General features: G+C 68.5%; 20 protein-coding genes. 10 read left to right on the forward strand and 10 right to left on the reverse strand.

The features are described from left to right. Positions 1–75 precede the first annotated feature (75 nt). Genes IC605_RS15280 through IC605_RS15290 form a run of 3 tightly spaced genes read right to left on the reverse strand, consistent with a single transcriptional unit; the run spans position 76 to position 2,640 of the window. Positions 76–420 (reverse strand): P1 family peptidase, encoded by a 345-nt coding sequence (locus IC605_RS15280; protein WP_216326262.1) that lies wholly within the window; start codon positions 418–420, stop codon positions 76–78. 21 nt (positions 421–441) lie between these two features. Beyond that, positions 442–1,827 (reverse strand): J domain-containing protein, encoded by a 1,386-nt coding sequence (locus tag IC605_RS15285; protein ID WP_216326003.1) that lies wholly within the window; start codon positions 1,825–1,827, stop codon positions 442–444. A 39-nt stretch (positions 1,828–1,866) separates the two neighbouring features. Then, positions 1,867–2,640, reverse strand: coding sequence for a hypothetical protein (locus IC605_RS15290; RefSeq protein WP_216326006.1), 774 nt, complete (start codon positions 2,638–2,640; stop codon positions 1,867–1,869). Positions 2,641–3,030: 390 nt separating this feature from the next. Here IC605_RS15290 and IC605_RS15295 point away from each other — a divergent pair, with 390 nt between their 5' ends. Next, positions 3,031–3,327 (forward strand): helix-turn-helix domain-containing protein, encoded by a 297-nt coding sequence (locus IC605_RS15295; RefSeq protein ID WP_216326008.1) that lies wholly within the window; start codon positions 3,031–3,033, stop codon positions 3,325–3,327. Positions 3,328–3,536: 209 nt separating this feature from the next. Here IC605_RS15295 and IC605_RS15300 read toward each other — a convergent pair whose 3' ends face one another. Further along, complete coding sequence (locus tag IC605_RS15300; protein WP_216326011.1) at positions 3,537–4,091, reverse strand: hypothetical protein; 555 nt, start codon at positions 4,089–4,091, stop codon at positions 3,537–3,539. A 764-nt stretch (positions 4,092–4,855) separates the two neighbouring features. On the opposite strand from IC605_RS15300, the gene IC605_RS15305 reads away from it, so the two are divergent. After that, positions 4,856–5,506: a type IV toxin-antitoxin system AbiEi family antitoxin domain-containing protein gene (locus tag IC605_RS15305; RefSeq protein WP_216326014.1), complete on the forward strand. Its 651-nt coding sequence runs from the start codon at positions 4,856–4,858 to the stop codon at positions 5,504–5,506. Positions 5,507–5,752: 246 nt separating this feature from the next. Here IC605_RS15305 and IC605_RS15310 read toward each other — a convergent pair whose 3' ends face one another. Continuing rightward, entirely contained in the window at positions 5,753–6,637 is an 885-nt protein-coding gene (locus IC605_RS15310; RefSeq protein WP_216326017.1) for a nucleotidyl transferase AbiEii/AbiGii toxin family protein, read from the reverse strand. Continuing rightward, positions 6,634–7,230: a type IV toxin-antitoxin system AbiEi family antitoxin domain-containing protein gene (locus tag IC605_RS15315; protein WP_343216631.1), complete on the reverse strand. Its 597-nt coding sequence runs from the start codon at positions 7,228–7,230 to the stop codon at positions 6,634–6,636. Before IC605_RS15315 ends, IC605_RS15310 begins: the two co-directional genes overlap by 4 nt. A gap of 1,063 nt (positions 7,231–8,293) precedes the next feature. Between IC605_RS15315 and IC605_RS15320 the strand changes: the two genes are divergently transcribed. Beyond that, complete coding sequence (locus tag IC605_RS15320; RefSeq protein WP_216326022.1) at positions 8,294–9,679, forward strand: replication initiator protein A; 1,386 nt, start codon at positions 8,294–8,296, stop codon at positions 9,677–9,679. Positions 9,680–9,806: 127 nt separating this feature from the next. On the opposite strand, the gene IC605_RS15325 is transcribed toward IC605_RS15320, so the two are convergent. Together IC605_RS15325 and IC605_RS15330 are read right to left on the reverse strand one after the other, a co-directional pair. Further along, complete coding sequence (locus IC605_RS15325; protein ID WP_216326024.1) at positions 9,807–11,972, reverse strand: UvrD-helicase domain-containing protein; 2,166 nt, start codon at positions 11,970–11,972, stop codon at positions 9,807–9,809. A 14-nt stretch (positions 11,973–11,986) separates the two neighbouring features. Further along, entirely contained in the window at positions 11,987–12,223 is a 237-nt protein-coding gene (locus tag IC605_RS15330; protein WP_216326027.1) for a hypothetical protein, read from the reverse strand. Positions 12,224–13,179: 956 nt separating this feature from the next. On the opposite strand from IC605_RS15330, the gene IC605_RS15335 reads away from it, so the two are divergent. After that, positions 13,180–13,884, forward strand: a complete 705-nt coding sequence (locus tag IC605_RS15335; RefSeq protein WP_216326029.1) for a hypothetical protein — start codon at positions 13,180–13,182, stop codon at positions 13,882–13,884. A gap of 121 nt (positions 13,885–14,005) precedes the next feature. Here the strand turns inward: IC605_RS15335 and IC605_RS15340 are convergent, their stop codons facing one another. Both IC605_RS15340 and IC605_RS15345 read right to left on the reverse strand, forming a co-directional pair. Beyond that, positions 14,006–14,173, reverse strand: a complete 168-nt coding sequence (locus tag IC605_RS15340) for a hypothetical protein (RefSeq protein WP_216326031.1) — start codon at positions 14,171–14,173, stop codon at positions 14,006–14,008. Positions 14,174–14,562: 389 nt separating this feature from the next. Continuing rightward, positions 14,563–15,006 (reverse strand): hypothetical protein, encoded by a 444-nt coding sequence (locus IC605_RS15345; RefSeq protein ID WP_216326033.1) that lies wholly within the window; start codon positions 15,004–15,006, stop codon positions 14,563–14,565. Positions 15,007–15,325: 319 nt separating this feature from the next. Between IC605_RS15345 and IC605_RS15350 the strand changes: the two genes are divergently transcribed. From IC605_RS15350 to IC605_RS15375, 6 genes are all read left to right on the forward strand, one after another. Continuing rightward, a complete protein-coding gene (locus IC605_RS15350) occupies positions 15,326–15,736 on the forward strand; it encodes a hypothetical protein (RefSeq protein ID WP_216326035.1) in 411 nt (136 codons plus the stop codon). A 790-nt stretch (positions 15,737–16,526) separates the two neighbouring features. Continuing rightward, on the forward strand, positions 16,527–17,906 hold the full coding sequence (locus IC605_RS15355; protein WP_216326037.1) for a replication initiator protein A: 1,380 nt from the start codon (positions 16,527–16,529) through the stop codon (positions 17,904–17,906). Positions 17,907–18,090: 184 nt separating this feature from the next. Then, positions 18,091–18,453, forward strand: coding sequence for a type II toxin-antitoxin system RelE/ParE family toxin (locus tag IC605_RS15360; RefSeq protein ID WP_216326039.1), 363 nt, complete (start codon positions 18,091–18,093; stop codon positions 18,451–18,453). Then, positions 18,446–18,757 (forward strand): helix-turn-helix domain-containing protein, encoded by a 312-nt coding sequence (locus IC605_RS15365; protein ID WP_216326041.1) that lies wholly within the window; start codon positions 18,446–18,448, stop codon positions 18,755–18,757. The genes IC605_RS15360 and IC605_RS15365 overlap by 8 nt, the downstream gene beginning before the upstream one ends. 219 nt (positions 18,758–18,976) lie before the next feature. Next, positions 18,977–19,405, forward strand: a complete 429-nt coding sequence (locus IC605_RS15370) for a hypothetical protein (protein WP_216326043.1) — start codon at positions 18,977–18,979, stop codon at positions 19,403–19,405. Further along, complete coding sequence (locus IC605_RS15375; RefSeq protein WP_216326045.1) at positions 19,402–19,569, forward strand: hypothetical protein; 168 nt, start codon at positions 19,402–19,404, stop codon at positions 19,567–19,569. Before IC605_RS15370 ends, IC605_RS15375 begins: the two co-directional genes overlap by 4 nt. Positions 19,570–19,698: the final 129 nt, after the last annotated feature.

The raw sequence follows: 19,698 nt of genomic DNA on the forward strand, positions 1-19,698 counted from the left end.
ACACGCTCGTGGTGACTCCTGGCAGAGTCGGCGATGGGCAGGCCTGCGTTCCCGGTGAAACAGCACACGAAAAAGTCACCGCTGCTGTCGTCGCACCCTCCCCCGGCGCGCCAGACCCACGCCCGCCCACCGGACGAGCCGTTCGCAGGGATGCAGCAGCAAGGGGGCCTCGGTGGCGGGGATGGGCGCGCTCTCCTCCGTCAGCACCCGCCCCACGGGCAGGCCCGGCACCCGCAACTCCGCCCGGCGGCCGCGGTTAACCTGCACCAGAACACCCACCCGTGGGGGTCTCGCCTCCTGGGCCACCTGGCGGCGGCCAGTGGCGATGCCGCCCTTGAGGCCGTGACGGCTCCTTCCGTGCTGCCGCCCACATTCCTCTCGGCCACGGGCCCACCGGCCGCCCTGTCGGGAGCGGCCCAGACAGGCTCCTCGCGGACAGGGTCAGCCCAGGAGCTTGCGGTAGGCCGCATTGATCGCCTGCATCCGCCGCTCGGCCAACTGGCGGAACTCCGGCCCCAGATGCCCGACCCGGTCCGGATGGTACTTCTTGGCCAGGTCCCGGTACGCCGCCCGGATCTCCTCGGGCGAGGCGTCCGGTCCCACCCCCAGCACCTCATGCGGTTCCCCCCCGCCGCCCGTCCCCCCCAACGTCTCCAACGCCTCGAGCAGGTCCGCCGCCCCCCCACGCAGGCACCACACCTCGCCCATCAGAGAGAAGTCCGTGTCCCGGGCGCGCGGCTGCCAGACCACGGGCACGCCCTGAAGCTGACGTGCCGCGTGCCGCACCTGGTCGTGAATCTCCTGCCACGACTTCACCCGGTCCCCTTTCGGCGCCTGGAGGTCCATCCGGTCCGTCCTGGCCTTCACGTCCACCACGTACTTCTCCCCCGCCGGTGACATGAGGATGGCGTCCGCGTCGCCCCCCGAGGTCAGCAGCAGGTTCGGGATCATCTCCCACTCGGGCGGCATGAGGTTGTACAGTTCCTGCACCGCCTCCGCCTCGACCTGCCGCCCGAACTCTGCGGGGGATGGCTTGGGTGCGGACTGCTCGAGGTTGCGCCGCATCCCGGACCAGGTCTGTAACTGCCCGGCGAGGTCGTCGGCCGTGCCGATCACCGTGCTGACCCCATGCTCGGCAGTGGTCTCATAGTCGCCCTGGGCCTGTGGGGGCTTGACCACCCACAGAACGTGCTGGCCACGGCTCACCACCCCGGGGTCACGGGCGGCCAGGGAACGCACGGTGTCGGCCGTCACGTCCCGCCAGTTCACGTGCGGCGTGCCATACCGCTGCTCCGCCCGCCCCGGCGTGACACCCAGAAAGAAAGTCTGGCCCTCCGGGCTCACCAGAACCCGCGCGACGTGGGAGGCCTGCGGGTCCCTGGGCAGGTAAACCTTCCACCCCTCCCCCAGGCTTCCAGCCAGGCGTCCAAGGGCGCGGTCGAACCCCAGCGCCCGGCGATGCACCGCCAGGTGACGCAGGGCCAGAAACGCCAGAACCGGCGCGACGAGCAGCACGGCGGTGTTCTCGGACAACAGCCGAGCCAACAGGAAGAGGATCACCAGCAGCGCGAGCGCGAGCAAGCGCCCCACCTGGTCCAGGGAGCGCAGGCTCAGGGCGAAGACCACCAGGGCGAGGGCCAGGGGAACCGCGCCGCGAAGCCCCAGGGCCAGTTGCGCGAACAGCAGAACGGTGAACGCCACCGTCGCCGCCGCGAGCATCCGGGCGCCCCGGACGTCCGGGCTGAAGGTCACCGCCTCCTTCCTGGCGCCCAGCAAGCCCAGGAGATGCAGGAGCCGGAACAGGACGGGGGGACGCTCAGTGGACATGGCGGGTCCTCTCACCCGTCAGGTGGGCCGGCCGGCACGTCACGCCTGGTCCTCCATCACGGGGGAGGTCTTCACGAGGTGCTCCAGCAGCGCGGCAAGTTGCAGGTCACGCCCAACGGTGCGGGTCGAGGGGCCGCCCTCCCCGGCGACAACCTCCCGCAGCAGCCCCTCCAACACCTGCGCCGCCGGCTGTCCACTCCGCAACGCCCGGTGCATCCGGGTCCTGGCCTGGCGCACCTGCTCCTCGAGGGACAGGCCCAGAGCGACGCTGCCCTGAGCGCCCAGCTGGCGGAACCGGAGGGCCGCCTCCCAACAGATCTCCAGAACGCGGTCGGGTTTGGGCCGGCCCTCGAGCACGATCAGCGCCAGTTGCACCCGCAGCAGCGCGACAAGCTGCTCCTCACGTGGACTCAGGGGCGGGAATGGCAACTCCACCGGCTCGGGGATGTCGGGCGCGGCTGGCAGCCCCGCCAGACGCTCGACCGCCAGTGCTCCTTTGAGCAGCGCGGTCACCTCCGTCTCTGCACGGGAGGCGTCCCCCGGCTCGAGGGTCACAGTCCGCAGGTTGAAGAGGTGCTCCGCGTCCCGGGTGCTGCGATGACCCGCCAGATGGTCCTCGAACTGGGCCGTGCTCAGGCACAGCGGCCAGAAGAACCTCTGGACACTCGCCCGGTGGTAGGCCACGCCTCGCAGTGTCTGGGCGGTCCGCAGGGCGAAGTGCCGCAGGTCGGGCGAGGGGTCCGGCTCCTCCCGCACCCACTCCCCCACGGCGACGGCCATCAGCAGAACCCGCTCGACAGTCTGCGGGGGCAAGGGAGGCACCGACGATTTGGGAATGCCCCGGCGCCGCCTGGTCGGGCCGCCGTGCTCTTCACGCACTTTTCCGGTCACAGCCTGAACCCTCGGGACCGAGACCATGACCCATTGGCTGCCAGGCGGGATGAGGCGATCAGACCAGCGCCTGCCCTTCCAGCAGGGCGTAGGGGGGGATAAAGCCTGGTGGAGTGGAACCCGGGGAGGGACCTGAGAAGCATGGTTGGGCAGTCCTTTCGTGATGGAAGGTGTGACTCAAGACAAGACGGACCAGCCGAAAGATCCCGCCGAGCACGAGCGGTGCTCTTTGGCTGATGCACCGGCTGACCAATACTTTAGGCCATAATTTATAGCGTCGTCACGAAGAAGGTGGGGGGCGAGGGTGGCGGGATGCCGCCACGCAAGCGCCAGGCCCGCCCCGAACACCTCGCCTTCCAGGTTGCGCTGGGCGAGCTGATCCGCGCCGGGCGCAAGCCTTCGTACAATCAGGACGACTTCGCGGACCGGGTGGGGGTGTACCGCAGCCACATGGGATTGATCGAGCAGGGCAAGCTCGATCTGCGCCTCTCCACCCTGCTCGCGGTGGCCGAGGCACTCGACCTGCCCCTGTCCGAACTCATCCGGCAGGTCGAGGCCCGGCTGGTGGAGGACGACCGCTCCCCTACTTCCCCATCAGATCGCGGGTGAAGGTCAGGAGTTCTCGGAGTGCGGGTGGTCTCCGAGGTGGCCTGGGCGCCGATCTGCCTGTGCTTCCTTGACACCACCGGGAGTAGCATGATCGGCCACGACTGGGCGAAATCCCGCTCGCAGGTCAGGTCGCACGGAATGGAGCGGGAGTGCCGAGCCGTACCGACAGCAGGCGCGCTTAGGCAGATCGACCCTCGGTGGCCTCTCCCCTACTCCTCTCCCCCCAGGTCGTGGGTGAAGGTCAGCGGCTCTCGTGTCTGCCGGTTGTACCCGAGGGCCCGGGCGCTGATCCGCCCCTGCTCCCAGCCCACGGTGAGCAGCACGTGATCCTCATTGAAGAGGTCAGTCCCCAGGCCCTGACGAAGCCAGGTCACATCCTGTTCGAGGGGAGCGAGTTGACGGTCGGGGTACATCAGCCACTGGCCCACCCAGTCCAACTTGCCGGGGTAGACGGTCTCCAGGCAGTCGCTCCAGCCCAGCACGTAGCGCTCGTCGAGGGCCAGGGGTTGCCGGCGGAGGTCCGGGTCGCCGCAGGTGTACCCGGCGGGGGCGGCATATTGCACCGAGAGGTCGCTCGCGCTGTGGAAGCCGAACAGCGGGCCCCCCTGGTAGCTGCCGGAGGCATAGAGCCGCTCCCTGAGGAAGGCCACGGCCTGGAAGCTAAGGGTGACGTGCCCGATGGGCTGGGCTTGCTCGTCGCTGCGGGGCCGCCGAGGACCAGGGAGGTCCAGGAAACGCTGCTGGGAACGCGTGAGGTCACGCATCGGGCGCCTCTTTGGTCCGGGAGATCTGCGGGTCGGTGTTATCCTGCATCTGATCCACCTCAAGTTGGATTCTGAAGGGGCCGTAGTTTCCAGGCTCCGCCCCTTCAGGCTTCCGATACTAACATAACAATTGCTCATTACTTCTGTTAGTAACCACACAGCGTGGTACACAGCCACAATGGCGGGCATGTCTGTGACACGGTGGCGACTTGCCGACTTTCTGAGAGACCGGGGGCTTTCTGTTTACGCCCTAACCAAGGCAAGCGGAGCCAAGCAGCCCAACACGATCTACCGCATCGCACGTCCGGGCTACGAACCAACGCGTATTGATCTTCCTACTCTCACTCTAGTCCTCGATGGCCTGCGCAAACTTACCGGCGAGGACGTCCAGATCGGCGACATCCTGGAGTACCACCCAGACTGAGACGGGCAACAGGGTTCGGGCGCTCGTAGGGAAACGGGGCCTTGAGCAGCACCAGGACGCTCTGGCCCTCGCCCTTTCGGCTTGTCCCAGGGCAGAGCCACTGTGTCAGGCCCAAAGCGGCGCCGAGGCCCACCCTGAGCAACCGCTGGGACTGGTCGGCACGCCCGCCGCGGAACTACAACTTGTGGACCCTCCAACCATAAGCCCGGCATAGCTCCTAGCACTGTAATCAAAGGGGACGCGAAGGCGAGACCCGACCTCTTCTCAGCCGGGTCCCCCTGCACAGCGTGGCAAACTCTAGGCAGACAGCCCTTAAGAGCCTTGCCTTTGCAACACATCAATGACCGCCCTGACCCCCTCCTCCCTCAAGCAATTGCGTGTCCTCTTCGAGGCGCGCGGCGGCTACCTCACGGCCCGAGAGGTCCGCGTGCGTACGCTAGCTAATCCGGCCCGCACCCGCCGCTGGAAGTATCCGGCCTCCAGGCCGCCCGCCGGATTACCCCAGCGTATGCACCGCGAACACGGTTTCCACACTGAGCAGCTCTCACGCCTCGTAGCACTGGGCGATATCGAGCGGGTCCAGCGGGGTGTCTACCGTCTCCTCGACGATCAGGTGCCCTTCGGCGCCGCCGAGGAGCTGCTGGAGGTGCAACTGCGCGTTCCCTTCGCCCGCCCCTGCCTCGTCTCCGCCCTCCATCTGCACGGCCTCACCACCACCCGACCGGCCCGGCTGCAGTTCGCCATCCCCCGCAATCGCACCTTTCCAGAGATGGAGGGGCTTCCTACCGAGGTCTTCTACTTCGGTGAGCGCGCTTACACTACGGGGACGCTCGACCTGCCCGTCGCCGGGCGGAGCCTCACGACCTACACCCCGGAAAAGACGCTCGCCGACCTGCTGAAGTATGCCCCCAGGTTCGGGCGGGACCTCATACCTCGAGGGGCTCAAGAACTATCTGCGCCGCCGCAGAGCGGGCACCCATGCGCTCCATGAGGCTGCCCGCAGCGTCGGGGTGGAGCGGGAGCTGAGGCGTGACCTGGAGGTGCTCCTGCATGACCAGGAGCACTGACCCCTCGGGCGGCCTCCTCGCTCGCCTGCGCAACCCTTCCGCTCGTCTTGGACGTTCCGCAGGGTTCCCGCTGCTCCCCAACGTCCAATAAGGGCCTCCGAGGCTCCCCGCTCGGGACGGGGAGGTGCCGCACCTCACGGAAGACCCGGACCTGACCGTCACGATGCACGTCAGGTGGAAGAAGGGGGCACATCGGTTGGAGAGAGACACCTCTCGAGGAAGATGACGATGTGCTGGTAGGCGACACTCATGTCCGTGACCGCGTGGTCGGCGTCGCGGGCGAGCGCCGCGAAGGGGGCACGCCACTCCTCAGGGGGAGGACGCAGCTCGTCGGGCCTGGGCAGCGGATGGGTGCTGTAGCGGGTGAAGACGTCGTGGATGACGTGTTGGACGTCGGGACCGGGCGCCAGACGAAGTTCACCGATGATGAGGCTGAGGTCGAACAGATCCTTGACGCGGGTGCGGACGTCGTTGGGTCGGGGACGGGTGTACGCGTGGAGCTTCTCCGCGAAGTGCTCGGGAAGGGGGTAGCTGTACATCGCGGGCGAGTCGAGTTCGGCAAAGGCCAGGTCGATGCGGGCTGGCAGGCGCTCAGGGGCGTTGATCAGCGTGTCGCCCTGGCCGACATCGACGAGGAACCACGTGTAGGGCTTCCCGTCGAGTTGCGCCTCGACCCGGAAACGCCGGCCTCCTTCCGGAGGGCCCTGAAGAGCGCCCCGGCCCGCCTGGGGAGGCGTGACGGTGAAGAGGAAAAAGTCGCCGAGGTCGGCTTCTGCGGCATCGGCAAGATCATCGAAGATGTCCTCGGCGGGTCTGGGCGGAGCGTTGAAGTCAAGGTCCTTGGTGGCACGGGCATGGCCGCCGAGGCGGAGTTCGAGAGCGTAGCCACCCTTCAGAACGTACGCGTCCCCGTGAACACGGTTGAGGCGGGCCAGGAATCGCTCGTACGCGAGCCGACGTTGGAGATGGGCGAGATCCTCACCGTTGTCCTCAGCGAGGGTGCGGAGGCGATCGCTCAGGGCCCGGCGGAAGGCAGCCGGCGTCTTGTACCTCACAAGGCCTCCAGCGCGCTCAGCAGGCGGCGGCGGGCGGCGGGCGGCAGGTCCTGGGCGGCGGCCAGGAGGCGGCGTGGGCGGATCAGCCCACGTGCTGAGGCCTCCTGAACGGCGCGGTGCAGGTGTTCTGGGCTGAGGGGGCTGTCCGCCAGATCGAGGAGCGTGCGCGCGGGGGTCGTCACGCGGTACCCGCCGGCGGGCTGGGTGTCCTGGGGCGCGAGGCGGGCCCGGTGGAGGACCACCCCACGCGGTGGGACCTTGCGGAAACCGGGCGGGACCGTCAGGTGCACCCGGCTGGGATCGTGATCGCTGAGGTCGTGGTGACGCAGGGCGGTGTCGTGGGAGACGACCGCCTGGGGCTGGTCGTGGAGGTCGCGGCTCCAGAGGGTGAGGCGGGCGAACTGATCAGCGTTGCCCTCGGGATAGTCACGCAGGCGGTAGATGCCGCGCTCGGGATGCAGCCATTCGCCGAGGCGGGCGTAGTGGTGCTGGAGGCGACGGGAGAAGCCGGCCGCCTCGGCCTGCTTGGCGCTGAAATAGCCGGCCTGGCCGTCGGCGACCTCGAACAGTTGCCGCCGGTGTTGCTGAGTCACCTCTGCCTTTGGCCGTCCCATGTATGGATATTACATAATATGTAGTATTTGTGTAGATGACGGGACCTTCCCCGTTCCCTGCTCGTGCGTCCGGCTCACCTGAGTGCTCCCGCCTCACACGCATCACCCTCATGGATCAATCCGTGTGACGCGCCGACTACGCCCAGCCTGCGGGCGTGACGGCCGTGCCCTGCGGAATCCGGCCAACCGCCAGACTTTCGAGACCTGCGTCGCGCTCACCCTGCAGGTGGTCGCGGCGGTGGAGATTGTCCCGGGGCTGAATCGGGACCGGCCCACCCGGGAGATGCCGGGCTTCACGGAGCAGGTGGAGCACAACGCCCAGGACATCGCGGTGATGCCGGACCAAGGCGGCAGGGACGTCCACGCCCTGGAGCAGGACGGGTACGGCAACCGCCGAGCGGGACAGCTCCCTGCAGGCGGCGTACCACGGCCCGCACTCTGCGGCCCACCCGGGAGTGGAGCAGGGCGCGACCATGGCCACGCTGCCGTGTTGGTAGCGGACGCCCTGCGGATGCCGGCGGAGCGGAACGGACGTCTCAGCCATGGAAGGGGAGCGCTTCCCGGGACACCTTTGTGCCGTTTCCGGAGGCGGAACAGCTCTTCCCCCCTGCCCCCGCACGTCGGCACCTCCGGGACACCTTTGTGCCGTCCAAGAGCAGGACTCGTCCTTTTTGCCGTCCTCCAGAGCATCCAGTGGGAAATTGAAAGGGGACGAAGGGGTCCCCAGTCACGGCACAAAGGGTCGGCGCGCCGGGCAGGGACACCTTTGTGCCGTTGTTCGGGTTTTCTTCGGCCGGACCGACTGTTCTGGGAGTTTTGAACTTGCCTGAGGTGAAGGGCGGCTCGCCGGACACCTTTGTGCCGCATGGACCCGGGGATAGGGACACCTTTGTGCCGTTTGGGTCTATTTCGGACGAAATCAGGGACACCTTTGTGCCGTTCCTCCCCTTCGACTTCGACTGGGACGAGGTTCTCGGGTCATCCCTGTTGTTGTTTCTTTTATATGTTCTATGAATACAATCAACAGCTCAGCAGGAGGCACATGAAAAAGGACCGGCAACTGGCACTGCCCAAAGTGGACGAGCGAAACTTCGCGCGCCTCGGCGTCGTAAGCATCCAGACCCGGCTGGACGACGAGGCCAGCCGGTCCTGGAGCAGCGCGTTCGAGGTCGCCGGCCGGTCCTTTGGCGTCGCGGCGGAGGCCCCACACGGTCGTCCCAGGGGGATCGACACGAACGTCGTGATCGGCATCGAGAGCCTGTTCGCGGCCCGGTCGTGTCCCGAGGACAACCGACTGCATACGACGGCCTACGAGTTGCGCGCCGCGAGTTTCCTGCCACTGAACGGCAAGAGCTTCCACCGGCTGCGCGAGTCCCTCGACCGCCTGTGGTACACCAGCGTGACGGTGACGGATGGCTGGCACCTCCCGGATGGGCGCAAGCTGCGCAATGTCAAGCGCATGCGGCTGATCAACGACCTGAGCTACTGGGACATCGACGGCGGTGACAGCTTCGAGGCCACCCGCGAACTCGTGCCGAACGCCACGCTCACGATCCAGCTTGGCACGCAGATGGCGAACAGCATCCGCAGTGGGTTTACCCAGGCGCTGGAACACAAGATCCTCACGGGCATCGAGCAGCCGCCCGCGCGCGCCCTGTACCGGCTGCTGGAAGCGCACCGGTATGCCGACACCGGGGAACAGCGGCGGTCCCTGGCCGTCAGGCTCGAAGACTGGCGCCTGGCCTGCGGCATTACGGACGGCAAGCCCAGCAAGATGCTGCGCGCGTTGAGCGAGGCGCACGAGGAGCTGGCCGCCCAGGGCTACCTGCGGGACGTCCGCGTCGGTGGGTCCAGGACCACCACGGAGCTTACCTACGACTTCGCCAGCCTCGACGACCCGGATCCGGCGCTGGTGCGCCTGTTGGTCGAGAGCGGGGTGGCGGCCCCGGCGGCCAACAAGCTCGCCAAGGAAAAGGGCGACCGGGTGGAGGAGGTGGTGCGCTACGTGCAGGACATCATGCGCGAGAAGCCCGGAAGTGTCCGCAAGCCGGGCGGCCTGATCAACGACATGCTGCAGCGTCCGGAGAAGTATGTGCTGGACGCCCGACCTCCTGCCGCCGACCCCGAGGGACGCCGCGAGGAGAGCCGGGCCCGCATCCGGGCCGCAGAGGACGAGGCCCAGCAGCGCACCGACCGAGAGCGCCGCGACCTCCTGGCTGCTCCTCCAGAGGTGCAGTGGGAACGCACCCGGCGCTCGTTGAAGCTGCTGCTCGGCAAGCAGTTGCCCGGCGTGCAGTGGGACGCCCTGGAAGGCGCGTGCCTGGGCGGGCAGGTGCACGCGGGGGCGCTGTTGCAGGACCTCAGTGCGGCTCAGGCCCGACTTGAACTGCAGGCCTTTGTGGACGACCTGCGGGACAAGCTGGCCTGAGGGGATGACAGCAGCGCGGCAGTGATCTTGCGAGCTCCCAGTCATCTCCACAGAGACCCGGACGCGAGGCTGGATCCTGCGGGTGGTCCCGGCCGGAGGGGGGCGGGGACTTGACCGGGGAACCCCCTCACCCTCGGGGGGGCGACGGCTGCAAGGCCCCCGGGTCCAGGTGCAGGCCGAGCGGCGCGAACGGCACGCCCAGCAACTCCCCGGTGCGCGCGTCGAAGCGCAGTGTCTCCCCGCTCAGCGTGATGTTCACCACCCGGGCGCCGAGGCGGTTGACCTGCGCGTACTTCCAGCGGGCCAGGCCCCGCTCGAACACCATCACCCGCACGCTGCGTGGGCCCGGCTGCCCGAACGCCGGAATCGCCAGCCGGGCGGCGCGTGCGGCCACCTCCATCGCCTTAAGGACCTCCTCCCGCGCGTACACCTGCCGGGCGGGCACCCGGCGCAGCAGGGCCAGGCTGGTCGCGGCCCAGGCCTGGAGCACCGGGCGGGGGTCCCCAGCGAGCGCCGTCAGCCGGTCCACCAGGGGCGGGACGTCCAGCACGGACGTGCCGCCGAACAGCGTCAGCTCACGCTCGTCCTCGATCAGGAGGGGGGCTTCGGGCGCGGCCCTGGGGGCGGCGGGGCGCGGAGCGGGCGCCGGAAGCGGAGTTACCTCCGGCACGGGCTTGGGGGGAAGCTCCTTTCCCGTCACCCGCAAGCCTTCTTCCCAGGCCTGCTGGCCGTACGCGAAGCGCAGGGTCTGCTGCGCGCGGGTGTACGCGACGAACTGCACGCAGCGCTCCTCCTCGGGGTCACCCATCGCCAGCGGCATCAGTTCCGGGTACAGGACCGTCACCCGCGGCCACTCCAGTCCCTTGGCCTTGTGCACGGTGCTGAGGGTCACCTCGCCCCCGCTGCGGTACAGGGTGGCGAGCAGGGCGCGGATGGCGTCCACCGTTCCCGGGCCCTGCCCGCTCACTTGCTCCGCCAGGACGGTCAGGCAGCGGCAGAGGTCACGCAAGTCGCTGAGCTGGCGTTTCGCCTGCCACTCGCCGCGCTCCAGAGCCCGCTTCATGGGGGCGGCGCGCCTCTCCTGCAGGGCGGACACCAGGACGGGCACCCGCTCGGCGGTGAAGGCCTCCGGGAAGGCCTCCTGCGCGGCGCTCACGAGACGCGCTTCCAGGTCGCGCCCGGTGACGTACACGCTGCGGCCCTGTGTCAGAAGATCCAGCGCGAGCCGGATCAGTGGGGCGTTCAGGCGGCAGAGCACCACGTCGCCGCGCCGCAGGTCCAGGTCCTTGGCGGGCAGGTGTTCGACCGTGCCCTCGGCGGCCCCTTTTACCGGCTCGATGAAGTCGCTGACCGTCTGCGCGATCGCCACGACGCTCCTGGGGCAGCGGAAGGAGACGCTCAGCGGCAGCTCGCGGGCGCCGATCTCCCGCGCGAGCCGGACGAGCCCCCCGGGGTCCGCGCCCGCGTAACTGTAGATGGCCTGCGAGGGGTCACCGCACAGAATCAGGCGGCCCGGGTGGAGAGTACGCAGGCCGGTCACGTGCAGCACGAACTGCTGCCTGAGCGGGGTGAGGTCCTGCGCCTCGTCGACCAGCGCTGTGCGCACCTGTCCCCGCCCCAGGCCGAGCCCGAGGGGCAGCCACAGCATGTCGGTGTGGTCGATCAGGCCGCGCTGCAAGAAGGCCTCCCGGCTGGCGTGCCGCAGGCTCTCCAGCACGCCCGCGAGGAAGCCAGCGCGGTCGCGCTCGGAAGCCAGCGGCCGTTCCATCCCTGCCCGCTGGTCCATCTGCGGCCACGGCACCAGGCTCAGCAGCAGGGCGAGGTCGTCCGCGCTGTTCAGCGAGAGGTCCAGTTCCCGGTACAGGTCCCAGGCCCGCAGGGCGGTGAAGGTCAGGGCGCGCAGAGAGCGGGGGGACGCGCCCTCCCCCAACGCGTCCAGCAGCCCGAGTTCGCGCAGCAGGATCAGGGTCTTGTCGGCTTGCAGGTCCAGGGCCTGGCCGGTGCGGGCGAGCTGGCCCATCCCGTGCGCGTGCAGGGTCCGGGCGGGCAGGCCGGGCGGCAGGCGGCCCTGTACGCCCTGGGTGGCGTGCTTGTTGTACACGAAGTACACCGCCCCCGCCGGGTCCGGGAGGTGCCAGGCGGCCTCGGTCAGGGTGGTGGTCTTCCCGCTGCCCGCCGTGGCACGGACCATCACGTGCTGGGCCGTGTCCCGCACCACCCGCACGACCAGCGCCTGCTGCGCTGTGAAGCGGGGCGGGACGGGACGCAACGGGGTGGGCGCGAGGCTCGTCATCGGTCTCCCGCCCATCATGGTGTCCCGTGCGCGGGTTTGGATGACAGGGACGTCAGGAACGCGGCCGACGAGGGGGTCGGCTGGGTGAGCAGCGGGTGCAGCGTCTCCACCCCGTCCGCCCAGCTCCGGTCGCGGGCGACGACGGGCTGAGGTGCCGTGACGTTGTGGCCGCCGGTCATCTTCACGGCCCGCCAGGTCAGGTGCTGCTCCCAGGCGAGGGTCATCACCTGGGGCTCGTGCTCGTGCGTCATCACCCACGGCATGTCGGGGTTCGCGCAGGACCGGAAGAGCCAGGCATGGTCCAGGGCGTAGAGGGTATGCGGCCGGCGCCCGGCGCTCTTCGCCCTGACAGCGGACGGGGGTAGACGAAGAGGACCGTGCCCGGGCAGAAGGGGATGCGCTCCAGAATGCCCAGGGCGTCGTCCAGGGGACGGTGACCCGGTGCTGGTGGGCGGCGAGGACGGCGATGCGCCTGGCGAGCGTCTCGGGGTACCAGCGCTGCCGCAGCCCGCGCCCGTTCTCGTCGAGGTTAACGAGGCCCGCCCCGGGGGTGAGGAGGCCGCCGCGGTTCAAGCGGTTTTTAGGATGGTCTGGAAGGCGCTGTCGAGGTCCGTCCGGGGCGCGGCGTGCAGCACCCTCGTCCCCGGTTGGGCGTGAGGTCAAGGTACAGGAGACGCCGAGCGAGCTGCGGCGCGCAGCCACTGAACACCACCCGGTGGACGGGACGACGGCGGGGTCGGGTTCGTTCAGCCAGACCCGGGCGGACGTGTGGTCGAGGACCGTGGCGGTGAGCGCCGCGCCGCCCGCGAAGGGCTCGAAGAACAGGGTGGGCGGGAGCGCCCTCAGGTGGTGTCGCAGGGCCGGGGCGAACCAAGTCTTACCGCCGGGAGAACAGGTCACCCCCCTGGCTTTGATCCACGCGACGTTCTCCGGGGGCTAGGTGGGGAGGACGATCATGGGAAGGCGCGCCCCCCGAGCGCCGCTTCCGCCGCTTGGGGAGCTGGTGGCACCACCTTGCTCAGGAGCACCCCGGGGTTCAGATTCCTGGATGGCACCGCGCCTCGCCGTTCCCGGGCTTGCGCTATGGGCGAGCGGTGCAGCCATCGCGTGCTCGCACCTGGCGTGACCGGATCCAAGCCCAGCTTCTCGCCGTGGCCCTGGCGAATTTTCCGTTCCGCCGCTGCACAGGGTGTGCCATTCTCATCTCATGCACACGTTGAAGCGGATAGCGATAGGCACGATCATGACCCTGGGGGTGACAGGCTGCAAGCCACCCCTGGCTGAATTCAAGGAAAACACCCTGCTGACCTACGTCCCGGATCTGGTGCGGGGCAACTGCGCTACCCACGAACCCTGTTCCTACTTCAGCAGCACCCCCGCGCGTGACCTCGTGGCGGCCTTCCAGAAGGTCAGTCCGGGCTTCACCGGTTACTTCCGTGACGGGCAATCCGACCTCCCCGACGCCATCGTCGATCAGAAGGGCAATGCCGTCGAGGTGTCCTGGGTGGGAACAGGCAACTCTGTGTTTGAGATCCCCGACGTGGGCGCGATCGACCCGCGGGTGGACAACACGGGCTGGTACTGGACGACCCTGGAGGCCCTGAAAAAGAAGTGGCACGAGCAGGAAGTGACTGGCCGCCTGCAGGCAGACAACCTCCTGCGGACGGTGCTGAACGCGGAGATAGACCAGTACGGCAGCTGCGGCTTCAGTTCCTGCTCGGGGCGCATCATGATGAACCCCTCCATGGTGGAGACGTACCTCAAGGAGCAGCTCGATGCCGATCTCAAGTTTGACCAGCGCGGCGACCACACCTATGAGGCTGCCACCATGAACGCCCGCATCACCATGGAACCCGACACCGTGGCGGATCAGGGTTGGTTCATCACGGCCCGCTGGGGCAACCAGCCCTGAGGACTTCCCGCATGGAGCGGTGTTCGGCAGCCGAACGGTCCGCTCGCACTTCACCAATGGGCCATGACAGAGAGCACCGTATCCGGCGTGCAGCCCCCAGGCAGGGGTCAGGGCCAGCATCTCAGCAGCGTTCTTGCACGGCTATGCGCAGCGTGTCGTGGTTGAGGCGCTCCAGCAGGTCGAGCAGGGCCCACCGGGCGGCGCTTTCACTCACGCCGAGCTGGGTGGCGAGCGGCTGGGCCTCGGCGTCAAGGTCGGCATCGGCGAAGTCCTGTGCATGCTGGTGCACGCACCTCCGGCCCGCTGGGAGTGACGCTCCCCTGAGCAGCCGATGTGGCGGTCTGGCGGTCACGGTCACTGACACCTAGGCCCAGCATGACCTCGACCGGCGTCAGCTCGAAGCACCAGCCCCGCTTGACCTTCTTCCCCTCGAGCGCGTGGAACTGGCCCCCACCTGCCGTGTGTCCCGCAACCGCTCGCGCGGCAGCGGGCGGGTCGTGATGAGCTGGCCAGGGGCACCGGTTTGCACGCGGGCAAGGCGCCTGAGCCCAGCCACCCGTTCCTCGCCCCCGGGCCGAATTCACTTCGAAGGTCGATCATGGGTGAGGTCAGGGCACCTCGACCTGTTGAACGGCGCGGGCGCCGGGCGTGCCCCCGAAGTGGTGTTGGAGCAGCGCTTCAAGCGTACCCCCAGTCATACCGGCAACTCCCGCGGTACAAGACGGTTCCCACCCCGTTCACGGCAGTAAAGCCCGCGCGGCCTGGGGACAGGGTGAAGCTGTACGACAGGAAGTCCTGGCCGCCGGGCACAGGCGTCACGGCCTGCCCGAGGAACAGGTCGTCCAGGCGATACACGGACACGAGCCGGGAAGCCCCCACAAGTTGCAGGCCGCCGGGGCGCTCGGCCTGTACGGTGAACTCCCGCACTCGGGAGTTCACCGTGAAGACCAGCGTGGGGGTGCCCGTCCTCCGGAAGCGGGACACGCCCGCCTCCGGCGAGGCCACGCGGGTTTCTTGCACGGCCGGGCACCGCGCCCGGATCGCGAAACTCTCCGTCTGGGCCACGGCCGGGGAGCCCAGCCAGGTCAGGCCGCACACCGTCAACCACAGGCGCGTGTTCATACCGCCTCCCGCCGGGAAGGGGGACCGAGGGCCTCTCCGGCACTCACGAACCGTGAGCTTCCCGGTGAAGTGTGCCGCATCCAGCGGACGGTGGTCAGCCCAGCACCCCCGGCGGGACAGCCGGGCAGCGGACAGGACGTCAAACCCTGTCCCGGGTGGAGTGGCGGCGCCGGTCTGTCGAGCTCGAAGGGTGGCCGGTCCCAGAACGACATTCCCTGCTTGCGAGTTCGGCTCATCTGGGTGAACTCCGCTTGCCCCACATCATCCTCGTGGGCTGACCGACTTGACGCGCTGCCTGCCCTGCACCCAGCCTGGGGGCATGACGGCCGTGCCCCGCTCCCCGCTCGATCACCCGGCCAACCGCCAGTCCTTCGAGACCTGCATCGCGCTCACCCTGCAGGTGGTCGCCGCCGTGGAGTTTGCCTCCACACTGGGCGAGGAGCGGCCCACCCGCGAGCTGCTGCTCTCCTTTGCCGAGCAGGTGGAGCGCAACGCGCGGGACATCGCAGTGATGGCCGGGCACGGGGGGACGGACCTGCGGGCGCTGGGCGAGGACTGGTACGGCAAGCTCGCCGCCACCCGGGACGACCCGCTCGCGGTCGCCTACCACGCGCTGCACTCGGCGGCGTACCTGGGGCTGGAGGGTGGGGCGACGACGGCGACCGTGCTCGCGGCGGTGGGCTACGCCCTGCGGGTGCTCGCCCGGCGCGAGGGCCGGCTCAGCCACTGAACGTCGGGGGCAGGCCGGGCGAACATCGAGCGGGCATTCGGTCCGGTTTCGTGGGCTCGGAACCCGCGCTGCGAGGGCAACTGTGCCCCCGTCAGTGGCCGACGATAACGGGCGTTTGGGGGGGTTTACCAGGGGTCGTCCCAGCCGGACACCCTAAGAAGCACCTTCCCGGGGGCCGGGCGTGCCCTCTTTGCACACCTGAAACCGGAAACGGACCTCAACCGGCTGGTCAAAACACCGGCAGGCCCACACGATACGCTCGGGCGTTTGGGGGGATTCTTATGGACAGCTATCGGGCGTTTGGGGGCGTTGCGTCCTAAAACATCGTCTGGGACGTAGTTTTGAATTCTGCACCCAGGTGTCGGGCGTTTGGGAGCATTCGGGCGCCCTGCTCTCGGGCGTTTGGGGGGATTGTGGCGACACGGTATCGGGCGTTGGGGGGGATTGGCCCGAATGCCCTATCGGGCGTTTGGGGGGATTCTATCGGGCGCTTGGGGGCATTCGGCCCTGCTTTGCTCCCCCCGACTCGGGCGTTCGGGGGGGTCCTGCGGCAAAAGTGTCGGGCGTTTGGTCGCGTTTCCCCCTCCAATCCTCGGGCGTTTGGGGGAATATGGACTGCATAACATGTGGTCATGGGTGAATATGGCGTTCCCTTGTTGTTGTTCAACAGGTATCTAAAACAATCTTTTAAAACATCATTAAAAGAGACAGCAAACAAGTGCTTCGCAGCGCCAGGCTCCTTGAGAAGAGGGCGCATCGCCCATTACACTGGCCCATCAGCAGGAGGCCTATGGCGAGCAGAAAGTTGGAACTTCGGCCGTTCTCGGACGAATTGAACCTGGCCCGGCTCAGCCTGGTCAGCCTGCAGCGCGATGTGGACGCCACGCAGACGCGCTGGGAGAGCCGCATCGTTCAGGGCGAGCGCGCCTACCATGTCGAGTGCATCGCCCCAGAGGGTATTCCGCACGGGCTGGACTCGGACGTGGTGCTCTCCATCCAGACCCTCTTCGCCGAGGCGGGCCTGCCCGAGGACAACTGCGTCACCACGACGCCCTACGGCCTGCTGAAAGCGGCCCGGCTCGACACGAACGGCCGCAACTACGGCAAGCTGCGCGAGAGCCTGCGCCGCCTCTACCTCACGAGCTACCTCATCCACGACGGCTGGTTCGACGCGAGGGGCCGGCGGTGGCGCTTCACCGGCAAGACCTTCCGCATGCTCGAGGAGCTGGTCTTCCGGTCGAGCGAGGATCTCGGCGGCGACGTGACCCTCGACGCCGACGGTCCGCTGCGGATCCGGCTCAACGCGCAGATCGCCGACAACATGCGCGCGGGCTACACGCGCCTGCCGGACATGAAGATCATGCAGAAGCTCGAGCAGCCGACGGCCCGGGCGATGTACCGGGTCCTGGACGGGCACCGCTACCGGCCCGAGCAGCCCGAGCAGCGCGTGCAGTCGCTCGAGTTCTCGCTGATGGAATGGGCCGAGCACTGCCGCATCACCTCCGACCGCCCGGACAAGATCCGCCGCAACCTGGACCGCATGCATGACGAGCTGCTGGGCGCGGGCTTCCTGGCGGAAGTCCGGTACGATGGGCGCGGCAAGCGGCAGACCATCACCTACGTGTTCGGCAGCGCGGCCCGCGACGCCGATCCCTACCTGGTGCAGCTGCTGCTGGGTGTGAAGGTCAGCCGGGTGATGGCAGAGAAGCTGGCGCGGGAGTTCCCGGAGCGGGTGGAGGAGGGCCTCGCCCTGGCCCGCCACATCGCCCAGACCAGCGCCCCCTCGCGGAACTTCCCCGGGCTGGTGGTGGACGTCATCCGCCGTCTGGAGCACTACACCCAGCCGGAGACGTTCGTCAGCCCCAAGGCCGTCACGGCGCGGCCGGCACGTGTGGAGCCGCGCGTGCCGGACGTCGAGCAGGAGATCTTGACTAGGGAGCAGGACGAGGAGCGGCTCTACCGCTCCCTGCCGCCGGAGTTCCAGGTGGAGGAGACCCTGCGGAGGCTGAACGTGTACTTCCGCAAGCGGGACCTCACCCCCGCGCTGTGCGAGGAGGTGCGGCAGGCCATCATTGGGGGTGCCGACGGCTGGGCGATGCACCGCGCCCTGGCGCGTGCACTGGCCCGGAACGAGGACAAGCTCGCCACCCTGCGCGGGTTCCTGGACTGAGGTCTGCCGCGAGGGCTGGAGGACGCGCGGGTAAGGTCCCTGCCCTTCACGCCGAGTTCCCGTCTCCCCTTTGATTCCTCTCCCCCTCCGCGCTCGTGTGCCGAGGCCGACGGGCCGCCCCAGCGGGTGTCCCTCGCCTCATATCGTCTTGCTAGAATATTACAGATGTGTAATACTCTGGTCGATGTGGGAGGTGGAGTACACCGACGAGCTCGAGGGGTGGTGGGAGGGGTTGTCCGAGGCGGAGCAGGAGTCCGTCGCTGCCTCGGTCGGCCTGCTGGAGGCGCGGGGACCTCACCTCGAGTTTCCCCACAGCAGCGGCATCTCACAGTCCCGGCACCCGCACATGCGTGAGTTGCGCGTCCAGCACGCAGGGCGCCCCTACCGCATCCTCTACGCCTTCGATCCACGTCGGTCGGCCATCTTGCTGATTGGCGGCGACAAGACCGGGAACAGCCGCTGGTACGACGAGTCCGTTCCCATCGCCGATACGCTGTACGACGGGCACCTGGAGACGCTGAGAAGGGAGGGGTTGATCGATGGCTAAGAAGTGGAGTGACCTGCGGGCGAGGATGTCCCCGGAGGCCCAGACGCGTACAGCAGCGCGCACGGAGGCCCTGCTCGTCGAGTTGCAGCTTCAGGAACTGCGCCAGGCCCGTGGGCTGACACAGGTGGACGTCGCCCGGAATCTGGACGTCGAGCAGGCGGCCGTTTCCAGGTTGGAGCGCCGCGAGGACATGTATCTCAGCAGCCTTCGGGCGTACATCCACGCGCTGGGCGGCGAACTCAAGCTGGTCGCGTCCTTCCCGGACGGCGACATCCCGCTGCATTCCCCGGAAGTCAAGCGCTGAACAGCACCCTGCTGGACGGGCATCACCGTGACGGGTCGGTCCGGGACACATGGGACAAGCCGCTTCAGGATTGACCTCATCGTGGGGTACGACCTGCGGGTGCTCGCCCAGCGCAAGGATCAGGTCAGCCACTGAGCTGAAGTGCCCGGCCCAGTCCAGCCCCTTGGCTCTTCGGGGGAAGTTTCGAGACCAACCTCTGGCACTTTGGGGCGTTTCCCTATGGCGGCCTGGCGGGAGGCGACCGGGCTGAGCGGCCAGCGGCCCAACAACATCAGGCGGACCCCGGACGGCGCCCACGTGCACCTGATCGCGGCCGAGTACCTGCGCGACGTGTCCTACGAGGGCTCCGGCGAGGGTGCGCGCATCCGGTACGAGTTCGAGGGGGAGGTGGACCCCGAGCTGGTCCGGCGGCTGACCGAGATGAATGTCAGCCGCCCGGTGGCCGAGGCCCTCGTCGCCGATCACCCCGAGCGCATCCGGCCGAGGTCGCTTGCCGCGACGGTGGTGGACGCCGTTCGCCCCATCCCGAGAAGTACGACGCCCGGCTGGGCGGGGCCAACGGCACCCCCACCCGGGCCGGGGCGAGGGTTCAGCCCGGGCCGCCGCCGGTGCTGCTGCCGCTCAGCCGCGAGGAGTCCCTGGGCATGATCCGCTCAATCCTGCGGGTGAAGCTGGGCCGCGCACCCCGCAGCGAGGCCCTGTCCAGGTTGGAGACCGTGGACGGGGCGGCCGTGGACCGGCTGATGGCCGCCGCCCGTGGCCAGGAAGACCTGATCAAGGCCCTGGAGGAGGTCCTCGGCGAGTCGGTCTGACCCTGGCGGCCAGCCCTCCGCACTTACCCCCTGAACGTGGAGGTGGTGCGGGGCCACCGGGCAGTCCGCCGCCGTCACGGCCTACCCCAACCCGGACGCCCTTCTGGTGGAGCGGGCCCCGACCTGGCA

Source organism: Deinococcus aestuarii (assembly GCF_018863415.1).
Taxonomy (GTDB): Bacteria; Deinococcota; Deinococci; order Deinococcales; family Deinococcaceae; genus Deinococcus; species Deinococcus aestuarii.